This window comes from Rheinheimera riviphila (assembly GCF_004005945.1).
GTDB lineage: Bacteria > Pseudomonadota > Gammaproteobacteria > Enterobacterales > Alteromonadaceae > Pararheinheimera > Pararheinheimera riviphila.
The window spans coordinates 65,848-80,869 of record NZ_SACS01000007.1 but is presented as its reverse complement, the minus strand read 5'-3'; the positions used below and the strand labels follow the sequence as shown (position 1 = coordinate 80,869).

The following is a 15,022-nucleotide window of genomic DNA, read 5'->3' as shown; positions in this document are numbered from 1 at the left end:
GTGTTATGGGCGTGGTGGGTTGGTTTTATCGTCGATCTGTGCCGCCGGTTCAGCCGGGTTTTCGGCGTATTCATCATCGTCTGGTTTGGGTTGATAAAAGCGTCCCAGCCAAATACCCAGTTCATATAATAAGCACATCGGCACTGCCAGTAAGGTTTGCGACAACACATCAGGCGGCGTCAGAAACATCGCGACAATAAAGGCAATCACAATAAAATAAGAACGTTTTTCAATCAGTTGCTCGCGAGTCATCGCGCCGGTCCAAATCAGTAGCAAAATGGCGACCGGGATTTCAAAACTTAAACCAAAGGCAAAAAACAGTTTCAGCACAAAATCGAGATAGCTGCTGATATCGGTGGCGATGGTGACGCCTTCCGGGGCGGCACTGGTAAAAAATCCGAAAATAATCGGGAATACAAAAAAGTACGCAAAAGCGATGCCGGCATAAAACAACAAGGTGCTGGACGCAATCAGTGGTGCTATCAGGTGTTTTTCTTTGGTATACAGCGCTGGCGCCACAAAACGCCAAATTTGAAACAGAATGTAGGGTACAGTAATCAGGCAGGCGACAATAAACGTCAGTTTAAACGGGGCAAAAAATGGCGCTGCAACATCGGTCGCGATCATGCTGGCACCAGCCGGCATCACTTTCATCAACGGCATGCTCAGGATTTGATAGATATCATTGGCAAAATACGCCAACGAGATAAACACCAGCACCACCGCCGCAATACTTTTCAGCAAGCGGTTACGCATTTCAATCAAATGCCCGATCAGGCTGTTAGGCGACGCCTGGTTTGTCTTGGTTTTGTTCATTTGGTTTTGCTGTTGATCCGGTTAGCGCTGTAGTTTCAACAGCTGGGGCGCTCGGCACAGGAGTTGGATGGGGCGTGGTCGTGGCTGCCGGCCCATAAGGCTGGTTTACGTCTGCAGCCGCCTGCCGTAATTCAGTTAAGGCGCTGATTTCTTCGGCCGTCAAATTTAACAGGCCTTTTTCCTCAGCGTCTTTTAATTTTTGATGTAGCTCGTGTACCCGTAGTTCATCACCCAGTTCAGCCTTCATTTCCTGACCAAACTGGCGAATACCATTGATAAACTTACTGGTACTGCGGATTGCACCTGGTAGCCGTTCCGGACCAAGTACAATCAGCGCTACTACCCCACACAATACCAGTTCCCAGAAGCTCATCAGACTTTATCTGAACCTGAAGTATTCTGAGTGGTGGTCGAAGCTGGTTTGGCTTCGGCTGTTGGTTGTACTGCTGCAGATTGTCCCGCAGTAGTCTGATTGTTGGCGACTGCTGGGTCTTTGCGCGCTTCCGCCGCAAATGTTGCATCTTCAGCGGCATCTGCTTCGCCATCTTTAAGCGAGCTGCGAAAACCTCGGATGGCTGAGCCTAAGTCAGTGCCGATATTGCGTAAGCGTTTGGTGCCAAACAACAACACAATAATCACCAGAATGATCAACAATTGCCAAATACTGATACCACCGAAACCCATAATAAATATCCTTTGAAACTGTAGATGATTAGTATACGCCGATGCACTGTCAAAAAACTATACCCAGTATCCTTGAAGGTGTTGGGGGTCAATAGCTCAGCCGGTGCAGGTTGCCGCTATTGTAAGAAATAATTATGACAATACCGCCTTCGCTGCAAAAAACAAAGCGCAAACCGCTAACGGTGCGGCCAATAGCGGCCAGCCGGTGGCCAGCAACACGGATGCACTCAGTAAAGCGGCGCCTGCCAGGACTGCCAGTTTTAAATCAGCGCCTTGTTGTACTTGTCGTTGTTGTAGCGCTTGTAGTTGCTGCAGCAATTGCTGTTGTTGTTTTGGTTGTTGCTGCAAATAACTGTGCAACAAGGTCGGCATTTCCGGCAATTTTTCTGCCCAAAACGGCAAGTTTTCTTTAATTTGCCGCAGCATGGCCCAAGGCCCCATCTGCTGTTTGACCCAATCTTCCAAAAAGGGTTTGGCGGTTTTCCACAAATCGAGTTGTGGATAAAGCTGCCGGCCCAATCCTTCAATGTACAACAGGGTTTTTTGCAGCAGCACCAGCTGTGGTTGCACCTGCATATTAAAACGCCTGGCGGTGTTAAACAGGTTCATCAGCACCTGGCCAAAGGAAATTTCGGCCAGAGGCTTTTGGAAAATCGGCTCGCAGACAGTACGGATGGCGCTTTCGAATTCTTCGATACTGGTATCAAACGGCACCCAGCCGGAATCGACATGCAATTGCGCCACTTTGCGGTAATCGCGGTTAAAAAATGCCACGAAATTTTCCGCCAGATAACGTTTGTCTTCCCGGTTTAAAGTACCAACGATGCCGCAGTCGATGCCGATAAATTGCGGATTGTGTGGTGTGTTACGTGAGACAAAAATATTGCCTGGGTGCATATCGGCGTGGAAAAAACTGTCGCGAAACACCTGGGTGAAAAACACTTCCACACCACGTTGTGCCAGCAGCTCCATATCGGTGCCTTGCGCTTCCAGCGCCGCATTGTCGGAGACCGGAATGCCATAAATCCGTTCCATCACCATCACGTTGGAGCGGCTGTGATCGCTATAAACAAACGGAATATATAAAGATTCTGAATTTTCAAAATTACGGCGCAACTGAATGGCGTTAGCGGCTTCACGCTGCAAGTCGAGTTCGTCCAGAATGGTTTTGCGATATTCTGCCACGACTTCGCGGGGTCTGAGCCTTTTACCGTCCGGTAAAAATTTCGCTGCCATAATGGCTAAATCGGCCATCAGCTCTAAATCGGCCTGAATTTGCCGTTCGATGTCGGGCCGGATCACTTTAATCACCACATCAGCGATGCTGCCATCCGGCTGTTTCAACCGCGCGGTATGGACCTGGGCAATGGATGCTGATGCCAGCGGCGTGACGGCAAAATCACAGAATAAATCACTGATATCATTAAGCCCCAACGCTTTTTCAATCAGTTGCTGTGCTTGTGTGCCATCAAAAGGTTCGACTTTGTCCTGTAGTTTTGCCAATTCATCGGCGAGCTCCGGTGCGAACAAATCACGGCGCGTCGACAACATCTGACCAAACTTGACCCACACCGGCCCCAGGCTTTGTAATGCCAGGCGCAACCTGACCCCAACGGTTTTATCCGGGTGTTGATTTTGCAGCCAGAACATCGAATGTCGGGCGGCTTTAGCCCACCATGGCTGCCACTGCGCCGGCACGAGTTCGTCAAGGCCGTACTGCAACAGCGTTTTTTGAATTTGGTAAAAACGGCTCAGACTCACTTATTTCCCCTTCAACTGCTTAAGTTGCTGTGCCAATTTTTCGGTGCGGGCGTTTAACTGACTAACTTGCTGGCTGAATTGTTCCAATTCTGCCGATACCGGGCTTAGCTGCAATTCATCCTGCAACAGTGCGCTGACGCTTTGGTCGGCGACCTGCAACTTTGCCTGCAGCAGCTGCTGTAATTGCTGTAACGTCAGCGCTACTTTATGCGCCGCCGCATCGCCAATATAACCGGACAAATGCTCAGCCCAGTCCGGGTTCAATTTTGCAAAAAAGTCATTAAATTTCTGCAGTTGCGCTAAATCGCCGGTGATGTCCAAAGCGTTTTCGCGAATAAGCCGCGTCAGCTGACTGGGATCCCGCAGTTGACGCAAACTGGCCAGATTGGTGGTGACCACACAATCAACGGCTTCGCGGTGCTGATTCAACCAGATGCCGTTTGGCTGCGCGGTGAGCACGACCCGCAGTTTCAGATCGGTTAGTTCAAACGCCAGTTGTCTGCCTTGCAAGGATTGCAATCGCGCCAACGCCGCTGGATCCAGCGCGATGACTTTATTCAGCACGGGCTCGGCCACCGAGCACAACAGACTTGGCAGCAAAGAGGGCAGCAACGACGGAAACAACTGGCTCAGCATCATCCGCCTGCTTAGAATTTATAACCGCGGTGCAAAGCGACAATACCGCCGGTCAGATTGTGGTAACTGGTTTGGGCAAAACCTGCGGTATCCATCATTTGCTGCAGCGTTGCCTGATCCGGGTGCATGCGGATTGATTCTGCTAAATATTGATAAGATTCGCGGTCATTGGCGACGAGCTGGCCAATCGCTGGTAACAGTTTAAAAGAGTAAACGTCATAGACTTTGCTCAGCCATTCCTGCGTCGGCTTGGAAAACTCCAGCACCAGCAACCGGCCACCTGGTTTTAATACCCGGAACATTGAGCGTAGGGCGGCGTCTTTGTCGGTGACGTTGCGAAGGCCAAAAGCGATGGTGATGATATCAAAGCTGTTGTCAGCAAAAGGTAATGCTTCGGCATTTGCCTGTACATAACTGATGTTGTTCACCAGGCCTAAATCACGCAACTTGTCTTTGCCAACGTTCAGCATCGATTCGTTGATGTCGGCAAGCACCACCTGACCGGTCGGACCGACGCGGCGGGAAAACAAAGCGGTGAGATCGCCAGTGCCGCCGGCTAAATCCAGTACTTTTTGACCAGGGCGCACGCCGCTGCAATCGATAGTGAATCTTTTCCACAACCGGTGAATGCCCATCGACATCAGGTCGTTCATCACGTCATATTTGGCAGCGACGCTATGAAAGACACCCGCGACCATCGAGACTTTTTCTTCGGCGGCGACTGTTTTAAAACCAAAGTGAGTGGTGTTGTTGGAAGCAGTGGTTGCTGCGTCCTGATGCTGCTCTGTCATAAATGGGCCTTTGCCAGCGATAAACTGGCGCTAGTGTAAGAGATCTGGCCGGTGCCGCCAATCAAAAACCCGTCATCCTTGAAACTGCAGGGTTGTTGCCACTTCGTGGCGACCTCGCTCGCTGCCTAGCCGACGTTTTCCAATAGAAAACTCTGGCTGGTGACAATCTGGCCATTGACGATGATGTACAGCCGGTGTTCGCCAGCATAATGTTTACGGGTGGTCAGGTCTTTGAACAGGTAACTACGTTGCAGGGTTAATTCCGGTTCGTTGACCACACGTTCCAGCCACTGAAATACTTTATGGCGTGGTTTGCCTGCTTTACTCGCAAAATCAATCGCATATTCAACGCGGGTTTTACCAGAGCCGGTGGTGGCTTGTGACAGCAATACGCTGAATTCCAGACGCTCGCCCATCTTCACCCGCGCTGGTAATTGCAGCTGCGCCTGCACAGCCAGCGGTTGATAACCAAACAGCTGCAACGCAACCGGATGGCGCTGTCTGAGTAAACCACGCAGCGCATGTTTGACGATCCAATCGGTATCCGGATGTTGTCCGAACCAGCGCTGGCAAAGCTCCAGCATCAATTCCGGCCGATCTTTACTGATGTCATTCAGATGATTGGCGACACTGCGCCTGACGTAATCTGAAGGGTCTTGTTTTAATTGTTCGAGGATCGGCAGTAGTGGCGTTGGGTCTTTTTTAAATTGCGGTAAAGCCTGGCCCCACGGGAGTCGGGGTCTGCTGCCTTCACTGGCAAGGCGGCGTAAATGGTGGTTATCACTTTGCGCCCACAACGCCAGTTGCGGCAACGTCAGTTCCGGATACCGGCTGATAAAAGGCCGGATGGCAAATTCGCTGGTAGAGAACTGAGTGAAATGGCCAAGTGCGGGTAATGCAATGTCCGGCTGGTCGAGGCCAAATTGAGCAACGACCTCGGGGAAAACAAAACCCTGGATCCCGCCAAACTGACTACTGAGTGGTTTGAGTATTTCGCAGCTTTTCACAAAAGGCAGCGCCAGTTGCTGAAACAATATAGTCGCCACCCGCTGGATGCGCGCTTTGAGTTCCAACGCGTGGTAATTGTCGTCAACGACCGTGCTGACAAACCTGGTGCTATCAAATGTCGGCTGCAGCTGATGGCAGGCATTGCCTAAACGCTGCATAAACGCCACATCGATCAGGTCTTTCAGCAGGGGAGCGCTCATTGCCGTGGCTTACACCATGGCTTCAGTGGCGACCTGATTGCGGCCACGTTTTTTCGCGACATTCATCACGGACGTAGTTCTGGCGAGGAACTGATGCCAGTTTTCCTGAGCCTGATACAAAGTCACGCCCAACGAAATTGTCACTTTTGGTAAGGCTTTTTTGCTGCGTGATGAGACAAAGCGTAATTTTTCGACACCACGACGTACTTGTTCGGCAATTTCGCTGGCGGTACGCAGGTCAACATCCGGCAGTAAAATGAGGAATTCTTCGCCGCCAGCCCGTACCGGCAAGCCACTTTCCTGTACGTAAGCACTGATTTTTTTCGCCACTTTCGACAAAATGACATCGCCGATATTAAAGCCATAATCCTGGTTAAACTGCCGGAAATGGTCGAGATCAACCGCGATAGCGGCAATCCGGCGTTTTGGATCTTCGGTCAGCCACTGATCAACCTGCTCTTGCATCGCCAAGCGGTTATAAAGCCCGGTTAAAGCATCGACCTGACGACTTTTCTTTAAATCTTCCAGTTCGTTGCGTAGTTGCTGACTTTGCTCGTTAGACTGTTTTAACTGATCACGTAATTTTTGCTGGCTGGTTCTGACGTCATAAGTGGCGTCGAGCAGACGATGCAAGGTATCACGTGCCTGATGGGGGTCATCGGTTTTTAAGGCCAGTAAACTGTGATCCAACACCCCGATATATTCAGTAATTGCTTCAGAGGCAAGCTCAGAACTACCTGCGAGTTTGCTGACGATTTGATTGACCTGATTGACCAGCTGTTCGTTTTCTTTGCTGGTGCTGATGATAAAGTTGCTATACAACTCCGCCATCACAAAGTCGTCAAAAGGAATGTGGGCGGCGAGTTTTTGTTCGATGGCGTGGCATAATTCGGCGTTTACACCACTGATATAGTCATAACCTACAGTGAAGTTTACCGGGTGTGCCGCCAAACGATGCCGTTGCAAAAAAGCCAGCGCCAACGCCGCCTTTTCGCTCGCTTGATCGATTGAATCCTGATACATCATGCCAAGTAAAACTCCAGTGGATACTACATAGACTTAGCGCAAATGAATGCCCTTATGTTACGGAAATGCCAGCTGAACGCAAGGTCTACTACACATCTGAGCGTATACAAGTCTTTAAAATAACGACAGAGCCTGCTTCCGCCAAGATAATTTTGTATATTTTTAAAATTTTTACAAAATTATCAGTCGTTTGCTGCAATTCAACCGGACTTTATACCGATCTGCTGCATAAAATCCGGTCAAAACGCCAAATTGTCAGGCAGGAGGTTTAGCCGTTGCGTAGAGTAATGTATACAATTGGCCAATCAATGAAATTCCATGGGTAAAAATATGAAACAAAAATTATGGCTGGTGGTTTTGTGCGCCACATTAACGGCCTGCGCCAGCAGCAAAGTGGACCCCAATCAGGCCTTTGATGTACTAGCTAATGGTATTTGGCACAAAGTTGAAAACATGGGGCGGACCGACAGCCATGTTTTACCGGACATGTCGGCTGAAGCTGGTGCGAAAATCCATCAGCAGCTTGAGCAATTACTGGCCGAGCTGGCCGCCGTTGATGTGAAAAAGCTGTCCGAACAAAATCAGATTAACCACACCATTTTGGTCTATCGTCTGCAAAATCAGGTCGATGAATACAATTATGGTAGCCATTATATGCCATTAACGGCAGAATCCGGCTTTCACAGTGATCTGACCTTTATGCTGTCCGGCAGCAAGTTTAAAACTGCTGAGGATGTCGAAAAATACCTGAAAAAAATCAGTTCGGTCCCGCGTTATATGGCACAGCAAACGGCATGGATGCGCGAGGGGATTGCCAAAGGTTACACCCAGCCAAAAGCCGTGTTAGCTGGCTATGAACAGGGCATTTTGTCGTTTATCCAAAAAGATATTGATCAAAGTGTATTTTTCCGGCCGCTATTAAAACCCGTGGCAACCATTCCTACTGCGCAGTGGCAACAGTTGCAGCAACAAGCCCGCAGCATTATTTCCACCCAAATTCAGCCAGCCTATCAGCAATATTATGACTTTTTTGTCGGTGAGTATTTGCCTGCCGCCAGAGACAATATCGCCGCCAGCTCGCTACCGGATGGTGCCGCTTTTTATCAAAATCGTTTAGAGCACTACACCACCCTGAAATTGACCCCGGCCGAAGTGCATCAAATTGGCTTGAGTGAAGTCGCCCGAATTCGCGCCGAAATGGCAACCGTCATCGCCCAAACCGGCTTTAAAGGCAGTTTTGCTGAATTTATTCAGTTTCTGCGCACCGACAAGCAGTTTTATGTCACCACGCCGGATCAGTTGTTAAAAGAAGCATCGTTCCTGGCGAAAAAAATCGACGCACAACTTCCTAAACTGTTCCACACGTTGCCGCGCACACCTTACGGGGTTGAAGCCGTGCCGGCTGAAATTGCACCGAAGTACACCACTGGTCGTTATTCGGGTGGACGTGAACCGGGTGAAGCGGGTTTCTACTGGGTGAATACCTATGCGCTGGATCGTCGTCCGTTGTACGAACTGGAAGCGCTGACTTTGCATGAAGCGGTGCCGGGCCACCATTTACAAGTTGCTTTGGCGAATGAACAAACCAACTTACCGTCTTATCGTCGCAGTTTCTACACTTCGGCTTTTGGTGAAGGCTGGGGATTGTATTCGGAGTTTTTGGGGTTGGAAGTGGGTTTTTATCAGGACCCATACAGTAACTTCGGTCGGTTAACTTATGAAATGTGGCGGGCAGCCCGGTTAGTGGTCGATACCGGTATGCACACTATGGGTTGGACGCGGCAGCAAGCGATTGATTTCCTTGCCAGTAACACCGCATTATCGATGCATAATGTGACAACCGAAGTGGACCGTTACATCAGCTGGCCGGCACAAGCTTTGTCTTACAAATTGGGTGAGATCACCATTAAACGCCTGCGCGCAGACGCTGAGCAGAAGCTTGGCAGCAAGTTTGACGTCCGCCAGTTCCATGATGTGGTTTTGCAAAATGGCAGTCTGCCGTTGCCGGTGCTGGAACAACAAATCGCGAAGTATATCCGGACCCAGCAAGCGAAATAATCGGTAATGCCGGATGTTCGTTCATCCGGCGTCACTTAATTGTTTTATTTCAATGATATAATCCAACCCGGCACGTTCAGGTAGCAGTGTAGAGAGTTCTTTAGATAATAAAATGGCCGTCCGCAATAAACGGCCGAATGAGGCGATATGGGTTCGGTGTTGTTAGTAATAGGTTTTTTTCTGATTGTTGTGGTGCTGGTCGTCAATATTGATAGCTTGAACAAAGAACATAAGCGCTTGTTAAGTCAATTTAAATTGCGGGATCAGGAAGCATCCCATGTGCAGCAGCTAACCTATGAGCTCGCCGAAGAATGTTGTCAGATGTTATTGCTACAGCTAGGGCAGGAACGTGCTTCAACCCGGCTGAATCCGACCGAAGTGATGCATATTGAACAATTATGTCAGGCGATCCCGGTGATTTGTCGTGAGCTGGTATTACGACCACAACCGATTGCGCAAGCTTTGCAGCGTTATTGCAAAAAATACAATAATGATGGGTATACCGAGCTGGAAGTATTTATTCACCGGCATGGCCGACTGATCCCAAGCTGGCAGAAAAACAGTTTTGCTGGTTATTTGCAGTTATGTCAGGCGGCTGTTGGATTAGTGAAAGAGCAAAGCATGAAGGAACCCACAAAAACGACCAAAACCAGGCCAGAAATGGCCTGATCGACAGTGCCAGCATCGCTTAGTGGCGAATAATTACTTTAGGTTCGGTATCAATTTGTCCGTCTTGATCAACGGCCGCGATCCGATCACCTGCTCTTAACACCGCCATACTGAAACTTGGACTGCGTCTGACAAACGCCAGCTCATAGCCAAAGCGCTGCAATTCTGCGACTGAAAATTTTTGCGCCATGTTCAGTTCATTCCAAAAATAATTTAAATCTTTGGGCTGATCACGACGATCTTCTGATAATGCTGCCATCATTTGTGTTACTCCATAAACCAGCACAGTCCCAAGTTGAAAATCCGCTGGCTTTATACACTCTATGTCTTGGTTAAAAAAAGTACAAGATCGAATTGTTGATTTGTTGCTGGCATGACCGATAACCGGTTGCCTTTCTTTACAAGTGCCAGCTCTGCAAGCCCCGGACAAGCCCGAAGCTCGGCCAGTGTCAGCACTTTTGAAAACTTTTCAACCAAACTCACCTTTACGGCAAACCAGGCAAACTTCTCTGCCGAGGCCTTCGGGTCGAAATATTGGCTCTGCGGCTGAAACTGGCTGGGATCCGCAAAAGCGGCAGCGCTGATTTTCGCAACACCGGCAACGCCGATTTCTGCACAACTGGAATGGTGGATCAACACTAAATCACCGACAGTGACTTGATCCCGCAGGAAATTTCTTGCCTGATAATTTCTGACACCTTCCCAGATGACTCCAGCTGCTCCGGCGACACCGATATCGTCGATGCTGCACTCGCCAGGCTCGGTTTTAAATACCCACGGCATGTAACCACTCCGCTGATGCAACCGGCAAGATTATGCCGCTGATCGCGCGTCTAACGCAATCGGTTCAACGGATTTTGCATACATTCTACCGATTTTAACTGTGTGAACAGCTGCACTGCACAGGGATCCACCGTGCATTGCAGACAAATCAGCCCTGTTGCCGGGATGCCGTGGGCAAAAATCAGCAGAACACTGCCTGTGCTTTTGCAGTTTGCCGGAGGCTGTAGCACAATAACTGTCTCTCAAGCATTGCAGGACGTAAAGATGAGCCAGGTATTAGCCGATTTGTTGTCGTTATTAAAGCTGGAAACCATCGAGTATGGGTTGTACCGGGGTCAGAGTCAGGACTTGGGGTTCAAAGCGGTATTTGGCGGTCAGGTGATGGGGCAAGCGCTGTCGGCTGCCAAGGAAACCATTCCGGAAGATCGGAAAGTCCATTCTTTTCACTCATATTTTTTACGACCAGGTGATGCATCAAGACCCATTGTTTATGAAGTTGAAAACATCCGCGATGGTAAAAGCTTTAGTACCCGCCGGGTCAGCGCCATCCAGTTTGGCAAACCGATTTTTTACATGACGGCTTCTTTTCAGGCGGACGAGGTTGGCTTTGAGCATCAGGATTTAATGCCGCAAGTGCCGGCGCCGGAGGATTTAGTTTCTGATCTGGAGTTTTACCGCGAGCATGCCGAATTTATTCCGGAATCTCTGCGCAGTAAGTTTATTTGCGAAAAACCGATCGAAATGCGTCCGGTGGCGTTTCACAACCCGTTTAAACCGCAGGTAAGCAGTGCCAAACGGTATGTCTGGTTTAAAGCCAATGGCGCGATGCCGGATGATTTACGGGTACATAAATACATGTTGGCTTATGCGTCTGATTTTAACTTCCTGCCGACGGCGTTGCAGCCGCATGGCAAGTCGTTTATGGCGCCGACCATGCAGGTTGCGACCATCGACCACGCCATGTGGTTCCATCAGGATTTCCGCTTTGACGACTGGTTGTTGTATGCCGTCGACAGCCCTAGTGCTTCTGGTGCGCGTGGTTTAGTGCGCGGGCAGTTTTTTAACCGCGCCGGTGTGTTGGTGGCGTCGACGATGCAAGAAGGCGTGATCCGTAGTTACGATAAAGCTAAACCGGAATAGCGTTGTTCCTGTGGCTCCTTCAAGCCAAACGGCAGCGACTTGGGACATGGATATGCCGCCCAAGTCGCTGTTGATTAATTTGCGGTAGTGATCTGACGAATCGTTTGCAAAACTTCAGGCAGTACCAGCGAATTGACCGTCGACAACAACGGTGCAAAGTTCTGCGCCGGCTGCAACTTGCCATCATCGGCTTCTGCCAGGTAGCCAGCATCTTTTAAAGCATGCACCAGCGTGGTAAACAATTGTTTGTCATGATATTCAGGCGCATCTATACCATGCATCGTCAATAACCGCTGCGCCAGCTGTTGACTGCCAAGTTCCAGCGCGCTACGTTCGATGCGTTGTTGTTGCTGCAGCAAATTCAGCACTATCGCATAACGTTGCAGAATATCGTTGCTATTGTGTGCCAGTAGCTTCAGCGGTGTCAGATTTTGCGGCAGATCAGCACAGTGGTAATGCTGTTGTTGCAGTTGCAATAATTCCTGCTGCTGCAAGAAATGCAGAATTTTTTCCACATATTGTTTTAAATCTGCCGGAGCCAGGAAAAGCTCATGCTCCAGCAGTGGCAACAATTGCTGGCATATATTCAGGAGCTGCACTGCGGTAAGGGTTCGATGTTGTAACAACGCGGTGGCTAACAATGCCGGAACAATAAATAAGTGACTGATATTATTGCGATAGTAACTCATGATTACCGCGTTTTCAGCGCTGAGCCGGACTAAATCACCAAATCCATCCTGTTGCAGCTGGACTTTGTTCAGCGTCAGCCCATGACGGATCAGCGCGGCACCATCACCGTCAGGAAGGGTCACAGCGCTGTGATAAGGTGCCGCTTGCTGTAGTTGCAAATACAGGTCCAATTGGCGGCATAACGCCGGCCGTGTTAACACATGCTGTTCGGTGGCCAGCAAACAGGTCGAAATCAGATTAATGGCATTGAGGGCTGCGCTGTGATTGACTCGTGTCATTACTTCAGTCGCCAGTTTTGCGACCAGCGGGTTTAACCAGTCCGGTTTTTGCGGTTCAATGGGGTTGACCGATAAGCGCCAGTCTGGTGCATGTTGTTGCAGATAGCTGTTCAGTGAAATCGGCTCGCCGAAATTAACATAACCAAAACCGTAATCGCGTAGTTGCCTTGCTGCTTTGAGGATACCCAAGGCCGATTCTTTGGTTTTGGCCGAACCTTTGAGTTCCCGTAAATAGGTATTCACTTCCATCACGTGCTCGTAGCCCAGATAAACCGGTACTAGTGTGACGGGTCTGTCGATGCCGCGAAGTAGTGCTTGCACGGTCATCGCCAGCATGCCGGTTTTTGGCTGCAGCAAGCGTCCGGTGCGGCTACGACCCCCTTCGCTGTAGTATTTCACCGAATAGCCTTTGCGAAATAGCTGCGACAAGTACTCGCGAAAGACCGCTGAATAAAGTTTGTGGCCGCTAAAGCTGCGCCGGATAAAAAACGCGCCACCACGGCGGAAAAATTTACCAATTGGCCAAAAATTCAGGTTAATACCGGCAGCAATATGCGGTGCGGCGAGACCTTGTTGATAAATGACATAACTCAGCAGCAGGTAATCCATATGGCTACGATGGCAGGGCAAATACACCACTTCATGGCCACGCTGCGCTAAGTCCCTGATTAAAGCGGCGTTGTTGATTTTGATGCCGGTATACAGCTTTTTCCAAAGCCAACTGAGCAGCCGGTCGCCAACTCTTAATGTCGATTCACGATAATCGGCAGCAATTTCTTCCAGTAGCTTAAGCGCTTCAGTTCTCGCTTCGCTTGTACTGATGTTTCTATCACGTGCTTCATCGGCAATCGCTTTTTTTAATGCTTCCGAACCAAGAAGCGCATTAAATAACGCCGCGCGGTCTGGCTGACGGGGCCCGGTTGCAGCGAGTTGTTGGCGATAAAAATGAAAACGGGCGACCCGCAATAATTTATGGGCGGTTTCTTCGGTCGCGCCATATTGATCGGCCATCTCGCGCAGCGAAACCGCCCGCGAAAACTGCACCAGCGTATGCCGGCCGGAAATCAGCACCACCAACAATTTATGCCACCAGCCAGGCGCAGTTTTTTCACCAAGAATGGCTTTGACACTGGCCTCTTTGCCAGGCGCGCGGCCCCAGCAGATCGAAACGGGTACTAGCTGAGCGGTTTGATCAGGCTGCGCCAGATGGGCTTGCAGTAACTTTTGCCCTTGCTGCAGCGCCAACGTCGGGCGGCTTTTGCCCCAAAACGAGGCGGAACGTTCGAGAAATAAAGTGCGGGGTAAGGTGATATCACCCAAGGTGACATAAGCCGTTGGATCCGGCAGACCTTGTTCAAGGCAAGCACGTTTCAGCGTGGCTAAATCACTGGCAGAAGCAACCCGGGTAATATAAAACAGCGGCTTGTTTGCCTGCAACTCAAGGCTACTGACGGGTTGGCTCGGAATTATTTTGTATTTAACGAATGGCCACAGCAGCCATTGCAACATGCTGGCGAACCACTTTAATCGCGAAAACATAGATTACTTGCCCTCAAAAACAGCCGGCTAGAATACCATGGATTAAAATCAGCGCCAATTTTGGCATTTTTTGCTGATTTTTCTGTGACATCCGACTTGGCACATGCATATTCACTGTATATACTCCCAGTATTCACTGTATAGGCATTCAGCATCATGCGTCCACTCACTCCACGACAAGCCGAAATATTACAATTACTGAAAGATTATCAGGCTCACTCCGGGATGCCACCGACCCGCGCCGAAATTGCCACCCAGCTTGGTTTTAAGTCAGCCAATGCTGCGGAAGAGCATTTAAAAGCACTGGCAAAAAAAGGTTTTATCGAAATGATGCCGGGTACATCGCGGGGCATCCGGTTGATTGAAGAAGAGCTGGTGGCGAATGAACCAGAATATCTGGGTTTACCGCTGATTGGCCGTGTTGCGGCAGGTCAACCGATTTTAGCCACTGAGCATATTGATCAGTATTACCAGCTTGATGCCAACCTGTTCCATCCGGCCGCTGATTTTCTGTTGAAAGTCTCCGGCATGAGTATGAAAGACATTGGGATTATGGATGGTGACTTGCTGGCGGTGCATAAAACTACGGAAGCCCGGCAGGGTGAGGTGGTCGTGGCCAGAGTGGAGGATGAAGTGACAGTCAAACGTTTCAGACGTGATGGTCAATTTGTGTACTTACACCCTGAAAACAACGACTTTAATGTGATAAAAGTCGATTTAACCCAACAGTTTTTTGCAATTGAAGGTTTAGCCGTCGGCGTGATCCGCAATCAAACCTGGTAAGGTTTTTTGCTAAAACTTAAGTAAACTCAATACTTTTTCGAATATAGCACTGGTCAGACCTTTTGGTTTCGCCGGTGCTTTTTGCTTTATGGGGTTTACATTGTGCTATTTCTGGTCAATTCTTAACCTGTGCCTGATAAAAAACACTGAACGATAAATG

The 15,022-nt window shown here is 49.4% G+C and carries 15 protein-coding genes; 4 read left to right on the top strand and 11 right to left on the bottom strand.

The window, feature by feature from the left end; translation table 11 throughout:
- Positions 1 to 3: 3 nt before the first annotated feature.
- The 8 genes from tatC to EOE67_RS08400 form a co-directional block, all read right to left on the bottom strand.
- The gene (gene tatC / locus EOE67_RS08435) at positions 4 to 816 is read right to left on the bottom strand and encodes a twin-arginine translocase subunit TatC (protein WP_127698659.1); all 813 of its coding nucleotides are present in this window, start codon (positions 814 to 816) and stop codon (positions 4 to 6) included.
- A complete protein-coding gene (gene tatB / locus EOE67_RS08430; protein ID WP_127698658.1) occupies positions 782 to 1,189 on the bottom strand; it encodes a Sec-independent protein translocase protein TatB in 408 nt (135 codons plus the stop codon). The genes tatC and tatB overlap by 35 nt, the downstream gene beginning before the upstream one ends.
- On the bottom strand, positions 1,189 to 1,500 hold the full coding sequence (tatA, locus tag EOE67_RS08425) for a twin-arginine translocase TatA/TatE family subunit (protein WP_127698657.1): 312 nt from the start codon (positions 1,498 to 1,500) through the stop codon (positions 1,189 to 1,191). The genes tatB and tatA overlap by 1 nt, the downstream gene beginning before the upstream one ends.
- A gap of 132 nt (positions 1,501 to 1,632) precedes the next feature.
- Positions 1,633 to 3,261, bottom strand: a complete 1,629-nt coding sequence (ubiB, locus tag EOE67_RS08420) for a ubiquinone biosynthesis regulatory protein kinase UbiB (protein ID WP_127698656.1) — start codon at positions 3,259 to 3,261, stop codon at positions 1,633 to 1,635.
- Complete coding sequence (locus EOE67_RS08415) at positions 3,262 to 3,897, bottom strand: ubiquinone biosynthesis accessory factor UbiJ (protein WP_240652754.1); 636 nt, start codon at positions 3,895 to 3,897, stop codon at positions 3,262 to 3,264.
- Positions 3,898 to 3,908: 11 nt separating this feature from the next.
- Positions 3,909 to 4,688: a bifunctional demethylmenaquinone methyltransferase/2-methoxy-6-polyprenyl-1,4-benzoquinol methylase UbiE gene (gene ubiE, locus EOE67_RS08410; protein WP_127698655.1), complete on the bottom strand. Its 780-nt coding sequence runs from the start codon at positions 4,686 to 4,688 to the stop codon at positions 3,909 to 3,911.
- A gap of 125 nt (positions 4,689 to 4,813) precedes the next feature.
- Positions 4,814 to 5,896: a DNA alkylation repair protein gene (locus tag EOE67_RS08405; RefSeq protein WP_127698654.1), complete on the bottom strand. Its 1,083-nt coding sequence runs from the start codon at positions 5,894 to 5,896 to the stop codon at positions 4,814 to 4,816.
- A gap of 9 nt (positions 5,897 to 5,905) precedes the next feature.
- On the bottom strand, positions 5,906 to 6,922 hold the full coding sequence (locus tag EOE67_RS08400; protein ID WP_127698653.1) for a GGDEF domain-containing protein: 1,017 nt from the start codon (positions 6,920 to 6,922) through the stop codon (positions 5,906 to 5,908).
- A gap of 330 nt (positions 6,923 to 7,252) precedes the next feature.
- On the opposite strand from EOE67_RS08400, the gene EOE67_RS08395 reads away from it, so the two are divergent.
- Together EOE67_RS08395 and EOE67_RS08390 are read left to right on the top strand one after the other, a co-directional pair.
- Positions 7,253 to 8,980 carry a DUF885 domain-containing protein gene (locus tag EOE67_RS08395; protein ID WP_206099532.1) on the top strand — a complete coding sequence of 576 codons (1,728 nt, stop codon included), beginning with the start codon at positions 7,253 to 7,255 and terminating at the stop codon, positions 8,978 to 8,980.
- 147 nt (positions 8,981 to 9,127) lie between these two features.
- Positions 9,128 to 9,649: a hypothetical protein gene (locus tag EOE67_RS08390; RefSeq protein WP_127698651.1), complete on the top strand. Its 522-nt coding sequence runs from the start codon at positions 9,128 to 9,130 to the stop codon at positions 9,647 to 9,649.
- Positions 9,650 to 9,668: 19 nt separating this feature from the next.
- On the opposite strand, the gene EOE67_RS08385 is transcribed toward EOE67_RS08390, so the two are convergent.
- The gene (locus tag EOE67_RS08385; RefSeq protein ID WP_240652753.1) at positions 9,669 to 9,908 is read right to left on the bottom strand and encodes a hypothetical protein; all 240 of its coding nucleotides are present in this window, start codon (positions 9,906 to 9,908) and stop codon (positions 9,669 to 9,671) included.
- Positions 9,909 to 9,970: 62 nt separating this feature from the next.
- The gene (locus EOE67_RS08380) at positions 9,971 to 10,432 is read right to left on the bottom strand and encodes an EVE domain-containing protein (protein WP_127698650.1); all 462 of its coding nucleotides are present in this window, start codon (positions 10,430 to 10,432) and stop codon (positions 9,971 to 9,973) included.
- Between the two features lie 264 nt (positions 10,433 to 10,696).
- Here EOE67_RS08380 and tesB point away from each other — a divergent pair, with 264 nt between their 5' ends.
- Positions 10,697 to 11,572, top strand: coding sequence for an acyl-CoA thioesterase II (gene tesB, locus EOE67_RS08375; protein WP_127698649.1), 876 nt, complete (start codon positions 10,697 to 10,699; stop codon positions 11,570 to 11,572).
- Between the two features lie 74 nt (positions 11,573 to 11,646).
- Here the strand turns inward: tesB and plsB are convergent, their stop codons facing one another.
- A complete protein-coding gene (gene plsB, locus EOE67_RS08370) occupies positions 11,647 to 14,079 on the bottom strand; it encodes a glycerol-3-phosphate 1-O-acyltransferase PlsB (RefSeq protein WP_127698648.1) in 2,433 nt (810 codons plus the stop codon).
- Positions 14,080 to 14,235: 156 nt separating this feature from the next.
- On the opposite strand from plsB, the gene lexA reads away from it, so the two are divergent.
- Positions 14,236 to 14,862: a transcriptional repressor LexA gene (gene lexA / locus EOE67_RS08365; RefSeq protein ID WP_068069795.1), complete on the top strand. Its 627-nt coding sequence runs from the start codon at positions 14,236 to 14,238 to the stop codon at positions 14,860 to 14,862.
- The last annotated feature ends 160 nt before the right edge of the window (positions 14,863 to 15,022 follow it).

Excerpts from the sequence above, each read along its gene's own strand:
- EOE67_RS08395 (WP_206099532.1), top strand. The coding sequence starts at position 7,253 with ATGAAACAAAAATTATGGCTGGTGGTTTTGTGCGCCACATTAACGGCC.
- tatC (WP_127698659.1), bottom strand. The coding sequence starts at position 816 with ATGAACAAAACCAAGACAAACCAGGCGTCGCCTAACAGCCTGATCGGG.
- ubiE (WP_127698655.1), bottom strand. The coding sequence starts at position 4,688 with ATGACAGAGCAGCATCAGGACGCAGCAACCACTGCTTCCAACAACACC.
- EOE67_RS08405 (WP_127698654.1), bottom strand. The coding sequence starts at position 5,896 with ATGAGCGCTCCCCTGCTGAAAGACCTGATCGATGTGGCGTTTATGCAG.
- EOE67_RS08385 (WP_240652753.1), bottom strand. The coding sequence starts at position 9,908 with ATGGCAGCATTATCAGAAGATCGTCGTGATCAGCCCAAAGATTTAAAT.
- plsB (WP_127698648.1), bottom strand. The coding sequence starts at position 14,079 with ATGTTTTCGCGATTAAAGTGGTTCGCCAGCATGTTGCAATGGCTGCTG.
- EOE67_RS08380 (WP_127698650.1), bottom strand. The coding sequence starts at position 10,432 with ATGCCGTGGGTATTTAAAACCGAGCCTGGCGAGTGCAGCATCGACGAT.
- tesB (WP_127698649.1), top strand. The coding sequence starts at position 10,697 with ATGAGCCAGGTATTAGCCGATTTGTTGTCGTTATTAAAGCTGGAAACC.
- EOE67_RS08390 (WP_127698651.1), top strand. The coding sequence starts at position 9,128 with ATGGGTTCGGTGTTGTTAGTAATAGGTTTTTTTCTGATTGTTGTGGTG.
- EOE67_RS08400 (WP_127698653.1), bottom strand. The coding sequence starts at position 6,922 with ATGATGTATCAGGATTCAATCGATCAAGCGAGCGAAAAGGCGGCGTTG.
- EOE67_RS08415 (WP_240652754.1), bottom strand. The coding sequence starts at position 3,897 with ATGCTGAGCCAGTTGTTTCCGTCGTTGCTGCCCTCTTTGCTGCCAAGT.
- tatB (WP_127698658.1), bottom strand. The coding sequence starts at position 1,189 with ATGAGCTTCTGGGAACTGGTATTGTGTGGGGTAGTAGCGCTGATTGTA.
- tatA (WP_127698657.1), bottom strand. The coding sequence starts at position 1,500 with ATGGGTTTCGGTGGTATCAGTATTTGGCAATTGTTGATCATTCTGGTG.
- lexA (WP_068069795.1), top strand. The coding sequence starts at position 14,236 with ATGCGTCCACTCACTCCACGACAAGCCGAAATATTACAATTACTGAAA.